The sequence below is a fragment of the Paraburkholderia sp. HC6.4b genome (genome assembly GCF_014200875.1).
Lineage (GTDB): Bacteria > Pseudomonadota > Gammaproteobacteria > Burkholderiales > Burkholderiaceae > Paraburkholderia > Paraburkholderia tuberum.
In genome coordinates this window covers 173,096-191,297 of the sequence record NZ_JACHDC010000016.1, presented here as the reverse complement: position 1 = coordinate 191,297, position 18,202 = coordinate 173,096, and the positions used below count along the sequence as shown (strand labels likewise).

The 18,202-nt window shown below is 64.8% G+C and carries 17 protein-coding genes; 7 read left to right on the top strand and 10 right to left on the bottom strand.

All coding sequences use genetic code 11. The annotated features are described in order from the left end of the window. Positions 1-29: 29 nt before the first annotated feature. Entirely contained in the window at positions 30-1,055 is a 1,026-nt protein-coding gene (locus HDG34_RS24100) for a bile acid:sodium symporter family protein (protein WP_184062690.1), read from the bottom strand. Positions 1,056-1,609: 554 nt separating this feature from the next. Here HDG34_RS24100 and HDG34_RS24095 point away from each other — a divergent pair. The 4 genes from HDG34_RS24095 (at position 1,610) to icmF (ending at position 8,319) form a co-directional block, all read left to right on the top strand. Beyond that, on the top strand, positions 1,610-2,146 hold the full coding sequence (locus tag HDG34_RS24095) for a hypothetical protein (RefSeq protein WP_311734904.1): 537 nt from the start codon (positions 1,610-1,612) through the stop codon (positions 2,144-2,146). Positions 2,147-2,650: 504 nt separating this feature from the next. Next, positions 2,651-3,736 (top strand): porin, encoded by a 1,086-nt coding sequence (locus tag HDG34_RS24090; protein ID WP_184062688.1) that lies wholly within the window; start codon positions 2,651-2,653, stop codon positions 3,734-3,736. A gap of 151 nt (positions 3,737-3,887) precedes the next feature. Beyond that, on the top strand, positions 3,888-4,820 hold the full coding sequence (locus HDG34_RS24085; RefSeq protein WP_184062686.1) for a LysR family transcriptional regulator: 933 nt from the start codon (positions 3,888-3,890) through the stop codon (positions 4,818-4,820). A gap of 118 nt (positions 4,821-4,938) precedes the next feature. Further along, positions 4,939-8,319: a fused isobutyryl-CoA mutase/GTPase IcmF gene (gene icmF / locus HDG34_RS24080; RefSeq protein ID WP_184062684.1), complete on the top strand. Its 3,381-nt coding sequence runs from the start codon at positions 4,939-4,941 to the stop codon at positions 8,317-8,319. 38 nt (positions 8,320-8,357) lie between these two features. Here the strand turns inward: icmF and HDG34_RS24075 are convergent, their stop codons facing one another. After that, complete coding sequence (locus tag HDG34_RS24075) at positions 8,358-9,317, bottom strand: nitronate monooxygenase family protein (RefSeq protein ID WP_184062682.1); 960 nt, start codon at positions 9,315-9,317, stop codon at positions 8,358-8,360. Between the two features lie 314 nt (positions 9,318-9,631). Between HDG34_RS24075 and HDG34_RS24070 the strand changes: the two genes are divergently transcribed. Then, positions 9,632-10,522 carry an alpha/beta fold hydrolase gene (locus tag HDG34_RS24070; RefSeq protein ID WP_184062680.1) on the top strand — a complete coding sequence of 297 codons (891 nt, stop codon included), beginning with the start codon at positions 9,632-9,634 and terminating at the stop codon, positions 10,520-10,522. A gap of 49 nt (positions 10,523-10,571) precedes the next feature. Here HDG34_RS24070 and HDG34_RS24065 read toward each other — a convergent pair whose 3' ends face one another. Next, a complete protein-coding gene (locus HDG34_RS24065; protein WP_184062678.1) occupies positions 10,572-11,042 on the bottom strand; it encodes an Lrp/AsnC family transcriptional regulator in 471 nt (156 codons plus the stop codon). 112 nt (positions 11,043-11,154) lie between these two features. Here HDG34_RS24065 and HDG34_RS24060 point away from each other — a divergent pair, with 112 nt between their 5' ends. Further along, positions 11,155-12,093, top strand: a complete 939-nt coding sequence (locus tag HDG34_RS24060) for a DMT family transporter (RefSeq protein WP_184062676.1) — start codon at positions 11,155-11,157, stop codon at positions 12,091-12,093. A 299-nt stretch (positions 12,094-12,392) separates the two neighbouring features. On the opposite strand, the gene HDG34_RS24055 is transcribed toward HDG34_RS24060, so the two are convergent. From HDG34_RS24055 to HDG34_RS24030, 6 genes are all read right to left on the bottom strand, one after another. Beyond that, complete coding sequence (locus HDG34_RS24055) at positions 12,393-13,310, bottom strand: MBL fold metallo-hydrolase (protein ID WP_184062674.1); 918 nt, start codon at positions 13,308-13,310, stop codon at positions 12,393-12,395. Further along, positions 13,307-13,780 carry a MaoC family dehydratase gene (locus HDG34_RS24050; protein ID WP_184062672.1) on the bottom strand — a complete coding sequence of 158 codons (474 nt, stop codon included), beginning with the start codon at positions 13,778-13,780 and terminating at the stop codon, positions 13,307-13,309. The genes HDG34_RS24055 and HDG34_RS24050 overlap by 4 nt, the downstream gene beginning before the upstream one ends. Then, the gene (locus HDG34_RS24045) at positions 13,777-14,022 is read right to left on the bottom strand and encodes a DUF1289 domain-containing protein (RefSeq protein ID WP_184062671.1); all 246 of its coding nucleotides are present in this window, start codon (positions 14,020-14,022) and stop codon (positions 13,777-13,779) included. The genes HDG34_RS24050 and HDG34_RS24045 overlap by 4 nt, the downstream gene beginning before the upstream one ends. Before the next feature lie 5 nt (positions 14,023-14,027). After that, a complete protein-coding gene (locus HDG34_RS24040) occupies positions 14,028-14,549 on the bottom strand; it encodes a YbaK/EbsC family protein (protein ID WP_184051277.1) in 522 nt (173 codons plus the stop codon). Between the two features lie 34 nt (positions 14,550-14,583). Continuing rightward, positions 14,584-15,510 carry a hydroxymethylglutaryl-CoA lyase gene (locus HDG34_RS24035; protein WP_184062668.1) on the bottom strand — a complete coding sequence of 309 codons (927 nt, stop codon included), beginning with the start codon at positions 15,508-15,510 and terminating at the stop codon, positions 14,584-14,586. Between the two features lie 116 nt (positions 15,511-15,626). Next, positions 15,627-16,568 (bottom strand): glyoxylate/hydroxypyruvate reductase A, encoded by a 942-nt coding sequence (locus HDG34_RS24030; RefSeq protein ID WP_184062666.1) that lies wholly within the window; start codon positions 16,566-16,568, stop codon positions 15,627-15,629. A 32-nt stretch (positions 16,569-16,600) separates the two neighbouring features. Between HDG34_RS24030 and HDG34_RS24025 the strand changes: the two genes are divergently transcribed. After that, positions 16,601-16,942 (top strand): hypothetical protein, encoded by a 342-nt coding sequence (locus tag HDG34_RS24025; protein ID WP_184062664.1) that lies wholly within the window; start codon positions 16,601-16,603, stop codon positions 16,940-16,942. Positions 16,943-17,095: 153 nt separating this feature from the next. Here HDG34_RS24025 and bioB read toward each other — a convergent pair whose 3' ends face one another. After that, on the bottom strand, positions 17,096-18,196 hold the full coding sequence (gene bioB, locus HDG34_RS24020; protein WP_184062662.1) for a biotin synthase BioB: 1,101 nt from the start codon (positions 18,194-18,196) through the stop codon (positions 17,096-17,098). Between the last annotated feature and the right edge of the window lie 6 nt (positions 18,197-18,202).

Below are 18,202 nucleotides of genomic sequence, written 5' to 3'. Positions count from 1 at the left end.
TGAATGTCCTGTTTGCATTGCGTGTGTTTTCAACGGCGCGCGACGGCGGCGGCGGGTCGCCGCGCCGCGGCATTGCTCTCGCCGCTGAGGTCGCGGGCGCCCCAGCGTTGCGCGAGCGCGGCGCAGACCATCAGCTGGATCTGGTGGAACAGCATCAGCGGCAGCACCACGGCGCCGACCGCATGCGACGCGAAGATCACCTTGGCCATCGGCACGCCGGCGGCGAGGCTCTTCTTCGAGCCGCAGAAGATGATCGTGATCTGGTCCGCGCGGCTGAAGCCGAGCCGCTTGCTCGCGAAGATCGTCACGGCCAGCGCGAGCGCGAGCAGCACGGCGCTCACCACGACGAGGCCGCCGAGCGCCGACAGCGGAATCGTGTGCCACAGGCCTTCGGTGACGGCCTCGCTGAACGCGCCGTAGACGACGAGCAGGATCGAGCCCTGGTCGACGAACTTCAGCACGCCGCGATTCTTCTCGATCCACTTGCCGATCAGCGGGCGCAGCAGCTGGCCGGCAACGAACGGCACGAGCAGTTGCAGCACGATGTTGCCGATCGTATGCCACGGCGACGCACCGCCGCTCGCGGCCTGATTCGTCACGATGACGCTGACGAGTGCTGGAGTGAAGAAGATGCCGAGCAGGCTCGAGGCGGACGCGCTGCATACCGCGGCCGGCACGTTGCCCTTGGCAATGGACGTGAACGCGATCGACGACTGGACCGTCGACGGCAGCGTGCAGAGGAAGAGGACGCCGGCGTAGAGCGACGGCGTGACCAGCGGCGAAAGGACCGGTTTAAGCGCGAGGCCGAGCAGCGGAAACAGCGCGAACGTGCTCAGCAGCACCACGAGGTGAAGGCGCCAGTGCGTCGCGCCCGCAATGATCGCCTCGCGTGACAACTTGGCGCCGTGCAGGAAGAACAGCAGGCCGACCGCGATGTTCGTCACCCAGTTGAACCCCACGGCGGCCTGCCCATGAACGGGCAGGAAGCTGGCGAGGATCACGGTGCCGACGAGGCACAGGGTGAAGTTATCGGGCAGGAATTTCGGGCGGGCCATGTCGCAATCTCGATTCAATGACGCGGTGTAAGCATGGGACGGGTCTGTCAGGCGTGGTCCATGCCAATGGAAAGCGGCTATTGTTGTCGAAAGCCGATTGAAAACGCAAATTCATTTGCCGAATCGATTAATGAAGTTTGCGCATTGACTCCCCAATCAGGCCGAGCCCATTCGTGCGACGTGCCAGGTCTCAGTATTGGCGAGGTGCTTTCTCGCGACAAACCGTTTAACCATTGACGTTGCAAGCGGCGTTTATTTGCAACAAACGGCACCCGCGCGGGCCAGGCGAAAACGCCGGCCAGCAAGCCGCGAGGCGCGTCCGCACGAGGGCTCCGGCGCGAAAAAACGCCGCAGTAACAGGGTGTTACATCCACCGACGAGACCTAACACTTTTTGGCTCGACACCCTCTGCCCCCGACCATAAATTACTCGTTCAAAGGCCGCAGGGATGCCCTGCGCCGCGACAGGAACGCGGCGCTTTTCTCCTCCCGCAACAGGTCCATCGCAGCTCGAACGGTGGATTTCAGGCAAGTCTTCGGGCGTGAGAGTCACAGGTGGACGGGTTGTCGAGAACGAGGCACTGGGCGTGGGGCGCGGTCATCGCCGTGCTGTGCTCGTTCGCCTATGCGAAGGAGCCGGGTGGGCCGCATGGCGGCGGTGCCGCCGCGGGCGGCGCTTATTCGCGCGACACTGCCGGGCGCGCGCCGCGCATGGAGATGCGTGGCGACGGCCGTTATGCCGGTGCGCGCGGCGCACCTGCTCCGCGCGGCTCGCGCAATGCGATGGCTTCTCGTGACGCACGCGCGCAGCGCGGCAACCCGAATATCGCCGACGCCAATTTCGGTTATGGCTTCGGCAGCTACGAGTCCGGCATGCGCCGTGTCGGCGATCCGTCCGGTTATGCGGGCGCGATCACGCCGGTCAGCGCGGAGTCGCGTCCGGTGCCGCATCCCCCGTCCAACATGCCGATGCGCAACGGCTCGATCCGCGCCGACGTCGCCCGCTACAACGAAGAGCGGGGCGCAGCGCGCCCGCTGCAACGCCCAGCCGACGATCCGCGTCAGCCGGGCGGTTCACCGTACCGGAATTAGCTGAGCGCGATTTCGCAAACCACCGCACCGCCCCAACCGCAGTCCCGAAACCCGTCTTCCAGATCCTTCCCGCGATCCCTCGCGCGGCTTCGCGCGCCTTCCTCTGCGCCGTAGCCCCGAATCTGACGTTTCGACGCCACACTTTTTTGAAAACACCCGGCATCGAATTACCGGTCAGCGTCAAATCTTGGCATTCTGCCGCGTCGCGCCATCGGCCCGTCATTTAAGGCGTTCAAGCACGCTGTGGCGCGCCGTTCGCCGCATGCCGCATTGCGTCCAGGGGGCGGCGCCAGTCCGCTCTGAAGCGTCATATCAAGCCGATAACCGACCAAACTAATCAGACCGATATACCCGCAATAAGCAGCGATATTTTTGTTTATAAAAATGGTCCGCAAAGATGGGACCCGCCCAGATTGACTCGACGATCGAACGGATAACAACGACGTTTCGCGCGAGCGCCCCCTTTCGCACAGCCACACCCTTTTGACAAAGATTGGAGAACCCATGAACACAAGCCTCAGCAGCGCGCTGAAGACTACTCTCAAGGCCACCGCATGCGTCGTCGCGCTGGCGAGCGCGTCGTCGGCGTTCGCGCAATCGAGCGTGCAGCTCTACGGCCAGGTCGACGAATGGGTCGGCTCGCAGAAGTTTCCGGGCGGCAAGACCGCGGTGGTCGTGTCGGGCGGCGGCATGTCGACGTCGTACTGGGGCTTCAAGGGGACCGAGGATCTGGGCAACGGCTACAAGGCGATCTTCACTATCGAAGGCTTCTTCCGCGCGCAAACCGGCGAGTACGGCCGCTTCACCGGCGACACGACGTTCTCGCGCAACGCGTACGTCGGCATCGAATCGCCGTACGGCACGGTGACCGCCGGCCGCCTGACGACGCCGCTGTTCGTGTCGACGATCCTGTTCAACCCGTTCGTCGATTCGTACTGGTTCTCGCCGATGGTCTATCACGTGTACCTCGGCCTCGGCACCTTCCCGACCTACACGACCGACCAGGGCGTGACCGGCGACTCGGGCTGGAACAATGCGGTGTCGTATACGTCGCCGAACTTCAACGGCCTTTCGGCGACCGCGATGTACGCGCTCGGCAACACGACCCAGAACGGCGCGAAGAAGTGGAGCGGCCAGGTGCTGTACTTCCACGGCCCGTTCGCGGCGACCGCGGTGTACCAGTACGTGAACTTCAACAACGTGCCGGGCGACCTCGGCAGCTTCGAAACCTCGGGCGTGCCGGGTCTGCGCAGCCAGAGCGTCGCGCAGGCGGGCGTGTCGTACGACCTGAAGTTCGTCAAGCTGTACGGCCAGTACATGTACACGTACAACGACCAGCAGGTCACGAGCTGGCACGTCAACACGGGCCAGGGCGGCGTCACGGTGCCGTTCGGGCCTGGCTCGGTGATGGCTTCGTATGCGTATTCGCGTAACGGCGGCGGTTCGAACCAGACGCGCCAGACGGCGGCGGTCGGCTACGACTATCCGCTGTCCAAGCGCACCGATGTCTATGCCGCGTACCTGTATGACCACATCACCGGTCAGTCGAGCGGCAATACATATGGCGCGGGGTTGCGCGCGAAGTTCTGAGCTCGGCCCACGGTGTCACCGCAAAGCCCGCGTTCCGCCCGGAACGCGGGCTTTGTCGATTTCGGGCGCCGCCGGATACGAGCGTTTGCTGCCGTTCTTTTGATAAACCCGGCAAAATGACGTCGATTGATTCCTGAAGCGAGCGACTGAGATGGACACCCTCGTCAGCATGAAAGTGTTTCGCCACGTGGTCGAAGCCGGCAGTTTCGTCGGCGCGGCGGAGAAGATGGAGATGTCGGCGGCGATGGCGAGCAAGCATGTGATGCATCTGGAGCAGCAGCTCGGCGCGCGGCTCCTGAACCGCACCACGCGTCGCGTCGCGCCGACCGAGGCAGGCCGCGAGTACTACGAGCGGCTGAGTCAGGCGCTCACCGAGCTCGACGAAGCCGGCCAGGCGGTCGGCGCGGCAAGCGTCGTGCCGCACGGGCGGCTGCGGGTGTCGTCGCTGTCGGCGTTCGGCCTGAATCACGTGATGGCCGCGGTCGCGGACTACGCCGCGCAGTATCCGCAGGTCACCGTCGATATGACACTGTCCGACCGCGTCGTCGAGCTGATCGACGAGGGCTTCGACGTCGCGATCCGCGCGTCGCCGGGCGGGCTCAAGTCGTCGTCGCTGATCGCGCGGCAGATCGCGACCGCGCATCTGGTGCTGTGCGCATCGCCCGCCTATCTGCGCAAGCATGGCACGCCGAAGAGCGTCGCCGATCTCGCGCGCCACAACTATCTGCAGTACGCGGGCGTATCGGCGCTCGAAGTCGCGACCGGCGACGCGGGCTCGCGTGTGCGCCTGTCGGGCAACCTGATCGTCAATCAGCTCGAGGCGCAGCGCGTGGTCGTGCTGCATGGCGCGGGCATCGCGAGGCTCGGCACCGAGGTGATCGGCAGCGATCTCGCCGAAGGGCGGCTCGTGCCGCTGCTCGTCGACCAGGTGCCGCCGCGGGAGCTGCCGATCCACGTCGTCTACACGAGCCGGCGGCATCTATCGGCCAAGGTGCGCTCATTCGTCGATTTTCTGGCGGCGCGGTTCGCAAACGAATCGCTGTGGCCGTCGCTCGACCAGATCAAGGCGTTGGCGGTGCGGTAGCGTTTCGCGAAGCACCGAGCATACGTCGCCAATCGCCCGCCCCGAGCCCCGGCGCCGTGTTACCCCGTTTCTATATACTGATTGTGAACACCCATCAGTTAAATGATCTGGGGGAGACATGACCGATCTGTCCACGCCGCAGCGTGCCGGCAGCCACGAGCTGCCCGCGGGCCGGCGCCTGCGCTTCGTCACCGCTGCCGCACTGTTCGACGGCCACGACGCGTCGATCAACATCATGCGGCGCATCCTGCAGGCAAGCGGCGTCGAGGTGATCCACCTCGGCCACAACCGCTCAGTCGCCGAAGTCGCGACCGCCGCGCTCAACGAGGACGCCGACGGCGTCGCCGTGTCGAGCTATCAGGGCGGCCACAACGAATACTTCCGCTACCTGGTGGATTTGCTGCGTGCAAGCGGCGGCGAGCGCATCAAGGTGTTCGGCGGCGGCGGGGGCGTGATCGTCCCCGAGGAAATTGCCGCGCTCGAACGCGACGGTGTCGAAAAAATCTACTCGCCGCACGACGGTCAGCGGCTCGGTCTGCAAGGCATGATCGACGACATGATCGCGCGCTGCGTCGAAGGGGCGCGCGCGGCCGACGCGGCGCGGCCGACGCCGGTGCGCGAATGGCTCGCCGAGCTGGCCGCGCGGCCGTTGCCGCGTTGCGGTGAGGCCCATGCTCCGCACGCTGGCACTGCTGCTGGCTCGCACCCCGCCGATCCCGCCGCGCCGATCTTCCGCCGCCTCGCGCAACTGATCAGCGCGTTCGAAACGAACAGCGTCGACGCCGCCGCGTGCGACCAGCTAGCGACGCTCGCGCAAGCGCCACGCATCCCGGTGCTCGGCATCACCGGCACCGGCGGCGCGGGCAAGTCGTCGCTGACCGACGAGCTGATCCGCCGTTTCCGGCTCGACTACGGCGACTCGCTGAACATCGCCGTGCTCGCGATCGATCCGTCGCGCCGAAAATCCGGCGGCGCCCTGCTCGGCGACCGCATCCGCATGAATGCGATCGGCGATTGGGGCGACGGCGCCCGCATTTATATGCGCTCGATGGCGACGCGCGAGGCGTCGACCGAACTCTCCGATTCGCTACCCGCCGCGCTGATGCTGTGCAAGGTGGCGGGCTTCGATCTGATCGTCGTCGAGACGTCGGGGATCGGTCAGGGCGATGCGGCGATCGTGCCGTTCGTCGACGAATCGCTGTACGTGATGACGCCGGAGTTCGGCGCCGCGAGCCAGCTCGAGAAGATCGATATGCTCGACTTCGCGAGCTTCGTCGCGATCAACAAATTCGATCGCAAGGGTGCGCAGGATGCGCTGCGCGACGTCGCGAAGCAGGTGCAGCGCAATCGTGGGGACTTCGCGACATCGCCCGACGCGATGCCGGTGTTCGGCACGATCGCGTCGCGCTTCAACGACGACGGCGTGAGCGCGCTGTACCGGCGCATCGCTAATGCGCTGCGCACGCACGGCCTGCGCGAGGGCGGCGCACGGCTCGGCGCGACCGAAGGCCTGCGCTTTTCGAGCAACCTGCATGCAATCGTGCCGCCCGCGCGCGTGCGCTATCTGGCCGACATCGCGCAGACGGTACGCGGCTATCGAGCGCGGGCCGACGCGCAGGCGCAAATCGCGCGGGAACGCTGGCAGATCGTCGAGACGCGCCGCATGCTCGGCGAGGCGGGCAGCGACGCCTCGTCGCTCGATGCGCTGATCGACCAACGCGGCGCCGCGCTCGGCGAGCGCGAACGCAAGCTGCTCGACGCGTGGCCGCAAACGGTGGCCGCCTATGCGGGCGACGAACATGTGGTGCGCATCCGCAAGCGTGAAATCCGGACCGCGCTGACGGTCACGACGCTGTCCGGCTCCGAAATCCGCAAAGTGTCGCTGCCGAAATTCGTCGATCACGGCGAGATCCTGCGCTGGCTGATGCTCGACAATCTGCCCGGCTATTTCCCATTCACCGCTGGCGTTTTTCCGTTTCGTCGCGAGAACGAGGACCCGACGCGCATGTTCGCGGGCGAGGGCGATCCGCAGCGCACGAATCGTCGCTTCAGGCTGCTGTCGGAAGGCATGCCGGCCAAACGGCTATCCACCGCGTTCGACTCGGTGACGCTTTACGGTGAGGAGCCGCACGAGCGCCCGGACATCTACGGCAAGGTCGGCAATTCGGGTGTGTCGGTCGCGACGCTCGACGACATGAAGACGCTGTATGACGGCTTCGATCTGTGCTCGCCGGATACGTCGGTCTCGATGACGATCAACGGCCCCGCGCCGACGATCCTCGCGATGTTCTTCAACGTCGCGATCGACCAGCGGATCGCGCTGAGCGAGCAACAGCAAGGCCGCCTGTTGACCGAAGCCGAACTCGCCGCAACGCGCCGCGCCGCGCTCGAAAACGTGCGCGGCACCGTGCAGGCCGACATCCTGAAAGAAGACCAGGGGCAGAACACCTGCATCTTCTCGACCGAATTCAGCCTGAAGGTGATGGGTGACATTCAGGCGTATTTCGTCGAACACGGCGTGCGCAATTTCTATTCGGTGTCGATTTCCGGCTATCACATCGCCGAGGCCGGCGCGAACCCCATCTCGCAGCTCGCGTACACGCTCGCGAACGGCTTCACCTACGTCGAGGCGTATCTCGCGCGCGGCATGTCGATCGACGACTTCGCGCCGAATCTGTCGTTCTTCTTCTCGAACGGCATGGACCCGGAGTACACGGTGCTCGGCCGCGTCGCGCGACGCATCTGGGCGGTCGCGATGCGCGAGCGCTATGGCGCGAACGAGCGCAGTCAGAAGCTCAAGTATCACGTGCAGACGTCGGGCCGCAGCCTGCACGCGCAGGAGATCGATTTCAACGACATCCGCACGACGCTGCAGGCGCTGATCGCGATCTACGACAACTGCAACTCGCTGCACACCAATGCGTTCGACGAAGCGATCACGACGCCGACCGAGGAATCGGTGCGCCGCGCAGTTGCGATCCAGCTGATCATCAATCGCGAATGGGGGCTCGCGAAGAACCAGAATCCGAATCAGGGCAGCTTCGTGATCGATGAATTGACCGATCTGGTCGAGGAAGCGGTGCTCGCCGAGTTCGAGCGGCTGACAGAGCGCGGCGGCGTGCTCGGCGCGATGGAAACTGGCTATCAGCGCGGACGGATTCAGGACGAGTCGATGCTGTACGAGCATCGCAAGCATGACGGTTCGTACCCGATCGTCGGCGTCAATACGTTCCTGAGCGCGCATCCGCATGAAGCGCCGCGGCCGCTGGTGCTCGCGCGTTCCACCGACGCGGAGAAGCAGAGTCAGCTGCGGCGGTTGCGCGACTTCCAGGCGCGCCACCGCGACGCCGCGCCCGAGGCGCTCGAACGCCTGAAGCGCGCGGTGATCGACGACGGCAACGTGTTCGCGGTGCTGATGGACGTGGTGCGCGTGTGTTCGCTCGGGCAGATCACCCACGCGCTGTTCGAGGTGGGCGGGCAGTATCGGCGGAATATGTAGGCCGCGAGCGGGCGGCCCGGCCCGCTCCGTTCTTCACCTCAGCGCGCGATGCCGAGCCGCGCCTTCGCGTCGTTGTATTCCTTCTTCAGACGCCGCACGAGCTCGGCGACGTCCGGCACGTCGTCCATCAGGCCGACGCCCTGGCCCGCGCCCCAGATGTCCTTCCACGCCTTCGTCTTGTCGCCGCCGAAGTTCATCCTGGTCTTGTCCGATTCGGGCAGCGCGTCGGGATCGAGCCCCGCGTTCGTAATGCTCTCGCGGATGTAGTTGCCGTGCACGCCGGTGAACAGGTTCGTGTAGATGATGTCCGACGCCTTCGCATTGATGATCGCCTGCTTGTAGCTGTCGACCGCGTGCGCCTCTTTGGTCGCGATGAAGCGTGTGCCCATGTACGCGAGGTCCGCGCCCATCGCCTGCGCGGCGAGAATCGAGCCGCCGTTCGCGATCGAGCCCGACAGCACGATCGGGCCGTCGAAAATGCGCCGCACCTCGCCGACCAGCGCGAACGGCGAGGTGGTGCCCGCGTGGCCGCCCGCGCCCGATGCGACCAGAATCAGCCCGTCGACGCCGGCTTCCAGCGCTTTCTGCGCATGACGCAGATTGATCACGTCGTGCAGCACGATGCCGCCGTAGCTATGCACCGCATCGACGATCTCGCGTGCCGGCGCGCGCAGGCTGGTGATGAAGATCGGCACCTTGTGTTCGACGCAGACGCGCACGTCGTGCTCGAGCCGCGTATTCGACTGATGAACGATCTGATTGACCGCGATCGGGCCGATCACCGCATCCGGGTTCGCGGCCTTGTGCCCGGCGAGTTGCGCCTGGATCTGCGTCAGCCATTCGTCGAGCAGTTCGGCCGGGCGCGCGTTGAGGGCAGGGAACGAGCCGACGATACCGGCCTTGCACTGCGCCAGCACCAGTTCGGGATAGCTGACGATGAACATCGGCGAAGCGACGACGGGTAGCGCGAGGTTTTGCAGAACGGCGGGCAATGCCATGGTGCGAGTCTCCAGGTTGGGCCAACCGGTGCGACGTGCGCCGGCGAATAGATGAATGAGTTTAGCGACACGGCTTGCGGCGTGTTGACCGGCGAATGCGTGTGACAATCGAACGAAACCGGCAAGTCGAAGTCGCGCCAAACATTTAAGAACGGTCGTTCGATTATAGGCGAAGCGGGCGACCCGCGCGCGGTAGGCCCGTTTGGAACGGTTCGAAGGAGTATTCAGGTTCCATGTCTGCGTGGGATATCCCACCTCGCACGGACCTGTTGGCCTTCTACAATGCACGGACCTCAAACGATCAACGAGACGTCATGGCCTTCGAAAATTTCACGTCTTTTCGCGTCGCCGTGGGCGATGTCGACATTTTCGGAGTGAAGGGCGGCACCGGGCCGCCTCTGCTTCTGCTGCACGGGCATCCGCAATCGCATCTGATCTGGGAACGCTGCGCCGCGCCGCTCGCGCAGCACTTCACGGTGATCGCAACCGATCTGCGCGGCTATGGCGCGTCGGGCAAACCGCCGAGCGATGCCGCGCACGCACCGTATTCGAAACGCGTGATGGCCGCCGACCAGGTCGCGGTGATGCGCCACTTCGGCTTCGAGCGCTTCCTCGTCTGCGCGCACGATCGCGGCGCGCGCGTCGCGCACCGGATGGCGCTCGATCACGCCGACGCGGTCGAGCGTTTGATGCTGCTCGATATCGCGCCGACACTCGCGATGTACGAAGCCACCGACCGCGCGTTCGCAACGCACTACTTCCACTGGTTCTTCCTGATCCAGCCCGAGCCGCTGCCCGAAACGTTGATCGGCGCAAATCCGGCCGCCTATGTCGACGCGGTGATGGGCGGACGTCACGCGGGTCTCGCTCCGTTCGATCCCACTGCGCTCGACGCGTATCGGGCGGCGCTCGCGCAACCGGGTGCGGTGCACGCGATGTGCGAGGACTATCGCGCGTCGGCGAGCATCGACCTCGAACATGATCGCGCCGATATCGAGCGCGGCAACAAGATCGGCTGTCCGCTGCGGGTGCTGTGGGGCGACAAGGGCGTGATCGAAAAATGCTTCGATGCGCTCGACGAATGGCGGCATGTCGCGCGCGACGTGAGCGGCCGAGCGCTATCGTGCGGGCACTATCTGCCCGAGGAAGCGCCGGACGAACTGGTCGCCGAGATGCTGTCGTTTTTCGAGGCGGTCGAACGATAAGCATCGGGCCGCTTCGCGCGACCTTCGTTTGACCTGCGCTCGACCTTCGTTAGCCGAGCGGCGGCAGCCGTCGCGCGACCGGCGTCGACTTGACGATCGCCGTGCTGGTCTCCGCGCGCTCGGTCACTTTCGACAGGATCTCGTCGAGCTGCTCGATCGAATGCAGGTACAGGCGGCAGATGAAACAGTCGTCGCCGGTCACCTTGTCGCATTCGACGAACTCCGGAATGCGCCGGATCACTTCCTCCACCAGATGCAGCTGCCCGGGCAGCGGCTTCACGCGCACTACCGCCTGCAGCGTGAAGCCGAGCGCGCGCGGATCGATCTGCACGGTGAAGCGCTCGATCACGCCCTGCGCTTCGAGCCGCCGCACGCGTTCGGCCGTGCTGGGCGCCGATAAGCCGACGACGCGCGCGAGTTCGCTGACCGGCTGGCGCGCGTCCTGCGCGAGCGCGGCGAGCAGTGCGCGGTCGGTGTCGTCGAGTGCGACCGGCGCGATCGATGCAAGGCGTTTGCTCATGATGGCCTTCGTTTATGAGGTGAAAATGCGCTAACGCTTAAGTTTAGCCATGTATTCGCGCGGCTGGATTAATTAGACTGCCAGTTATGCAGTCACAATCCGGGATCGAATCATGGCTTCGAACAAGGCTTCCGTCACGACCTCGAGCAGTTCGCCCAGCGACATCCGCCGTGGCGCGGCGGAGATGAGCGTCGCGATGCTGATGTCGGGCACGATCGGCTGGCTCGTCGTGTCTTCGCAGCAAAGCCCCTTCAACGTGGTGTTTTTCCGCTGCATTTTCGGCGGCGCGACGCTCGCGCTCGTGTGCGCCGTACTCGGCCTGTTCCGCCGCGAGCTGTTTTCGTGGAAGATGCTCGGCCTCGCGTCGCTCGGCGGCGCGGCGATCGTCGTGAACTGGGTATTGCTGTTCGCCGCGTATTCACGCGCGTCGATTTCGATGGCAACGGCCGTCTACAACACGCAGCCGTTCATGTTGGTCGGGCTCGGCGCGCTGGTGTTTCGCGAGCGCATCAGCGCATCGACGATCGCGTGGCTCGTGGTCGCGTTCGTCGGGCTCGTGTTCGTCGTGAAGGTCGAGCCGGCCGTGCTCGCGGTGCCGGGGCAGTATCTGGTCGGCGTCGCCTATGCGGTCGGTGCGGCGGCGATGTACGCGGTGTCGTCGATCATCACGAAGCGGCTGAAGGGCACGCCGCCGCATCTGCTCGCGCTGATCCAGGTATCGCTCGGCGTGCTGTTGCTCGCGCCGTTCGTACGCTTCGACGCGTTGCCGGCAAACGGCGCGCAGTGGCTCGAACTGATCGTGCTCGGCGTCGTCCATACCGGGCTCATGTACGTGCTGCTGTATGGCGCGATCCAGAAGCTGCCGACGTCGATGACGGGCGCGTTGTCGTTCATCTATCCGGTGGTCGCGATCATCGTCGACCGGCTTGCGTTCGGACAGACGCTCGCATGGATTCAGGTGCTCGGCGCCGCGCTGATTCTGCTGGCGGCGGCGGGCGTCAATCTCGGGTGGCGGATCGTGCCGCAGAGAAAGCGCTTATCGTCCACGTGATGCCGATTCGACATTCAATCGGATATTGCTACGGATCCCGGAACAACGCGCAAGCGTTCAAGCGCCTAACGCCGTTTGATGACAGATCATGTATGCATTCGTAAAACGTGGCGTCAAATTTCTGTAGGGAAATCACCGATGCGATGCAAAAACCCACACGCGTATCATCGACAGCGACGCTGATCACGTCCAACAGATGTTCCGCCGCTCGCTTCGTCGAGCGGTTTTCTTTTTGGGAGCACGGTTTTGCGTTCCGGTGCGCTTTTCCACCGCGCCGGTCGAACCGGTCACATCACAGTTCAATGCCGCGCGAGAATGCGCGTGCCGTCCACTTCGAGCGGCCCATCGTTCGCCGCGAGCTCCCCGATCATTCCCTTCAGCAACGCGGGCCATTCGCCGCGCGGCTTCAGCATCGAGGCGGCGGCGCGCATCACGGCCGCGTCGTCGAGCATGCGCAAAAGCGTGTCCACGCTCATCTCGCGGACTTCGAGCAGCTTGAATACGATCAGCACCTTCAGCGCGTTCCTTGCGTTGCGCGCGGGATCGGCGCGCAACCAGGCGACGCGCGACATCGCGCGTTCGAGCGCCGCTTCGACCTGCGTGAACGGCGCGCCGTGGCCTGGGATGACGACGCGCACGTCGAGCGTTGCGATCAGGTCGAGCACGGCTTGCTGCTCGGCGAAGCCGCTTTCGCCTTCGAGTTCTGGAAAGATCACACCGAAGCCGTTTTCCCACAGCGCATCCGCGCTGATCAGCAAGCGTTCGTCCGCGCAATAGAGCATCAGCGAATGCGGATCGTGGCCCGGCGCGCCGAGCACCTGCCAGTCGAGTGCGCCCAGCCGCAAACGTGCGCCGGGTGCCAGCGTGCCGGTGAAGCCGAAGCGCTCGCAGGTTTGACCAGTCGCGCGAAAGCTGAGGCGAGTTTCGTCCCAGCCGCGCACGGCATCGGCTTCGGATGACGGAATCAGCGTGCGGCACGGCCACGTTGCCTGCAACAGTGCGTTGCCGCCGCAATGATCCGAATGCAGGTGCGTGTTGACGATCAGATCGAGCGGCCGCGTGCGCAACGCATTGCGTACCAGCGCGACCGTTTGCGATGCGTGCGTCGCATAGCCGGTATCGACCAGCGCGGCGCATGTGTCGTCGACGAGCAGCACGTTGTTCGACGACAGCCAGCCGCGTTCGAAAACCCGGATCGATGCGGGCAGCGCGATCATGGCGTGGCCGTGCTCGCGTGCGCGTTTGCGACTGCGTCGGGCTTCGGCATCACGAGGATCGTCGAGGTACCCGTCAACATCAGCTCGCCGCGCTGATTGACCACCGCACCTTCGAGATAGGTCAGATCGCCGTTCAGGCTCGGCTTCCAGTGAGCGTCGCGCACACGCCACGTGATCGTCAGCGTGTCGTGCGCCTGCACTGCCTTCTTCAGCTTGATATCGAATTCGAGGCCGAGCGGTTGCGCGTAAGTAGAGAAATGCGTGGCGAGCAGCGCCATGAAATACGCGGTGGGTTGCGTGCCCGACGCGATCAAGCCTCCAAAGCGGCTTTGCGCGGCATACGCTTCATCGTGATGCAACGGGTTCAGATCGACGACGAGCGTCGCGAACGATTTGATCGAATCCACCGACAACTCGAGCGTCGAACTGAACGTCTCACCGGGCGTCACGATGCGCGGCGCGGCGTTCATTGCTTCTCCTTCGCCGTCGATGTCGTGCGCAGCGCCATTAACGTCGCGTGGCGCACTTCGATCGCGTCCCACACCGCGCGCTTCGCGTCGTTGTCGAGCGTCGACCAGCCGGCGATTTCGTCGATCGTGCGCAGGCATCCTTCGCACCAGCCGGTCGATGCATCCATCCTGCACACGCTGATGCACGGCGACGGCACGCAACCGCCGTCGTCCCTGTCGTCGTAGTCGTTGCCGCTCGCCATCGTGTTCAGGCCGGCTCGCGCAACGCGACATCGACGACCGGCGCGCCTGTGAGCGAGATCAGCTCCTGCGCGGTCAGATTGAACACCGCGTGCGGATGACCGGCGGCCGCCCACAGGCTCTCCAACTCGAGCAGATCCGCATCGATCAACGTGACCGGCTCGGTCGCGTGACCGACCGGGCACACGCCACCGATCGCATAGCCGGTTTTTTCGCGCACGAACTTCGCGTCCGCGCGGCCGATCTCGCCGACCTGCGCGGCCACTTTCTTTTCGTCGACACGATTCGCGCCGCTCGCGATCACGAGCACCGGCGCGTCGTCTTCGCGGCGCCGGAACAGGATCGACTTCGCGATCTGCGCGACCGAGCAGCCGAGTCCGGCGGCCGCTTCGGCGGAAGTCTTGCCGGTTTCCGGCAGCATCACGATTCGCCCCGCGTGACCGCGTTCGCGCAGCAGCAGCGCGACGCGGCGTGCCGAGTCGGGCAGCGCGGCGAGATCGTCGGAGTCGAAGGACGCGAGGTCGTTCATTGTTTGGGACCCTGAATGAAAATGGATGCTGCGGTTATACGCAGGTGTTTGCTTCGCTGCGCGCCTTCGCGAGCAGCGCTTTACCGGCGCGCGACACGTTGGACCGGCCGATCGCGTTCGAAATGAAGTCGCCGATTTCGACCACTTGCGCGAGGTCGATACCGGTCTCGATGCCGAGGCCGTTCATCAGATACAGCACGTCTTCGGTCGCGACGTTGCCGGTCGCGCCCTTCGCATACGGACAGCCGCCGAGCCCCGCGACCGATGCATGAAAAATCTCGACGCCTTCGAGCAGCGCCGCGTAGATGTTCGCGAGCGCCTGGCCATAGGTGTCGTGGAAGTGTCCCGACAGATGCTCGCGCGGAAACGCTTCGGTCACGGCCTCGAACACTTCGCGGGTGCGCTTCGGCGTGCCGACGCCGATCGTGTCGGCGATATCGATCTCGTCGCAGCCGAGCGCCGCGAAGCGCTTGACGACGTCGACGACCGACGCGACCGGCACTTCGCCCTGGTACGGACAGCCGAGCGCGCATGACACGCTGCCGCGAATCCGCAGCTTATGTTGTTTCGCCGCCGCGGCGACTGGCGCGAATCGCTCGATGCTCTGCGCGATGCTGCAGTTGATGTTCTTCTGCGAGAACGCCTCGCTCGCCGCGCCGAAGATGACGATCTCGTCGGCGCGCGCGGCGAGCGCGCCTTCGAGACCGCGCAGGTTCGGCGTCAGCACCGAGTAAATGGTGCCGCCGCGGCGCTCGATGCCGGCCATCACGTCGGCGCCGTCGGCCATCTGCGGTACCCATTTCGGCGACACGAACGACGCTGCCTCGACGTTGCGGAAGCCCGCCGCCGACAGCCGGTTGATCAGCTCGATCTTGGTCGCGGTCGGCACGAATTCCTTCTCGTTCTGCAGCCCGTCGCGCGGACCCACTTCGACGATTTTCACTTGCTTCGGTAAGGCCATGATGTGTCTCCGATCCGATGCGGTTTGATCGCTGTCCCATCCGGGATGGGTGCTGCCGCGTTGCTGCAATTCAATTCAGCCCGCACGCCTGCGACGCGTGCGGGCGCGGGTTTCACTCAGTAGCCGCGTTCCAGTTGCACTGCGCCGCTCACCTGCTCGCCGCGCATCATCGCGCCGATCTTGTCCGCGACCTGCGCGACGCTGTCCTCGCGCAACGTCAGCGCCGACGTGTGCGGCGTGATCGTGACGCGCGGCTCGCGCCAGAAAGGATGATCGGCGGGCAGCGGTTCCTCGCGGAACACGTCGAGCGTCGCGGCGGCGAGCTGGCCGCTCGCGAGCGCAGCGAGCAGATCCGCTTCGACGAGATGCGCGCCGCGCGCGACGTTGATCAGATATGCGCCGCGCGCGAGCTTCGCGAAGACTCGCGCATTCAGCACGCTTTCCGTGTCGGGTGTATGCGGCAGCAGATTGACGAGCACCTTCGCGCCGTCGAGGAAGCTATCGAATTGCGCGTCGCCGGCGAACGTCGCGATGCCATCGATCTGCTTCTCGCCGCGAGTAAAGCCGCGCACCGGCAGGCCGAACGAAGCGAGCGTTTGCGCGACCTGCGTGCCGAGCACGCCGAGCCCGAGCACACCCACCGTGAACGTTGCGCGCGGATGCGGCTCGAGCACTTTCCAGCGGCGCTCGCCTTGCAGCACCTGATATTCGTCGAAGCGGCGCAGATAGCGCAGCACCGCATGCGTCACGTACTCGGCCATCTGCGCGCCCATGCCGGTATCTTCGAGGCGAATCAACGGCACCTCGGGCGGCAACGTGCCCGGATGCGCGCGTTCGAGCGCGAGAATCGCATCGACGCCAGCGCCGAGATTGAAGATCGCGCGCAGCGTATTGCGTCCGGCCAGCATCTCGCGCGGCGGACGCCAGACCACCGCGAAATCGGCTGGGCCGGTGTCGCCGGGCTTCCATTCGCGCAGCTCGGCGGCGGGCAGAGCGCGCGCAAAGTCGTGCAGCCACGCGGCGGCTTCGGTGTGCGGTGCGTAGAAGAGTATTTTCATGCGGTGCGGAATGCGTCGGCGTCGATGTGGGCGTGAGCGGGACGGACCCGGAGCGCGCGACGGCAATCGGACGACGCGTGCGGGATCGGGTCTCCTCCCGGTATGAACAGGCTTCATTCTACTTTTTCGACGCAAATCGCGCGCGTTTGCGCACGCACGTGCGCTTCGAGATGCATGCCGTGGTGGGCGTCGAGTTCGCGCGTACCCGCGCATTTCTTCGTTTGCCCGATAACGAAAGCACAAAAACCTGGTTCATCGATGCGCGACCGGGCGGGACAATGATTGCCTGGATTCCTTGCGCAGCGAGGCACGCACATGCTTTCATGCACCCGATCGATCGCAACAATTCCTATTTGACGCAATTTGAATATTGATTAGGTTTCTTGAATTGGTGTTCAAAGCTTCGCCATGAAAAACACCCCGAAGATTGGATCAACGTCCAACTTTCGGGGTGAATTTCGCCACTATGCGGCGACGCAGACCATTAGTTCGTGCACGCAGCGCATGCGGCTCAGCGCTTCCGCGACTCAATTCGCCACGCCGTGATCCCCATGCCCATGCGCACACCCATGCTCGCCCCCACTCTGCTCGACCGGCATCTGCTGCGCAGACTCAGCGCGAATCCCCAGGCGCGCGAGCAGCTTGCGATCCGCTTCCGCCTGCGGGTTGCTCGTGGTCAGCAACTGATCGCCGTAGAAAATCGAATTCGCGCCTGCGAGGAAGCACATTGCCTGCAACGCCTCATCCATCTGCTCGCGTCCGGCCGATAGACGTACCATCGCGCGCGGCATCGTGATGCGCGCAATCGCGATCGTGCGCACGAATTCGAACGGATCGATCGCTTCGGTCCCGCTCAGCGGTGTGCCTTGCACCTGCACCAGATTGTTGATCGGCACCGATTCCGGATACGGCTCCATGTTCGCGAGCTGCGCGATCAGCCCCGCGCGTTCGCGGCGCGATTCGCCCATACCGACGATGCCGCCGCAGCACACGTTGATGCCCGCGTCGCGCACGCGTTCGAGCGTGTCGAGCCGATCCTGGTACGTGCGCGTCGAAATGATCTGGCCGTAGAACTCCGGCGACGTATCGAGATTGTGGTTGTAGTAGTCGAGGCCCGCATCGCGCAGCGCTTGCGCCTGGTGCGTTTCGAGCATGCCGAGCGTCACGCAGGTTTCGAGGCCCATCGCCTTCACGCCGCGGATCATGTCCTTGATCGGCTCCAGGTGGCGGTCCTTCGGATTGCGCCACGCGGCGCCCATGCAGAAGCGCGTTGCGCCGTTCTGCTTTGCGACCTGCGCGGCGGCGAGCACTTCGTCGACCGGCATCAGCTTGTCGGCGGCGAGACCCGTGTCGTGATGCACCGATTGCGGACAGTATGCGCAATCCTCTTCGCAGCCGCCGGTCTTGATCGACAGCAGCGTCGACAGTTGCACCGCATTGGCGTCGAAATGCTCGCGATGCGTTTGCTGCGCGCGAAACAGCAGGTCGTTGAACGGCAGTTCGTACAACGCGACGATATCGGCGACGCGCCAACGCGCGAGCGGCTTCGCTTCAGTGGCGGCGGCAGTCGGATTGCCGTTGGCGGCGCTCATGTCGGCGGTGCCCGCTGCGATATTCAGTTGTGTCATGTGATC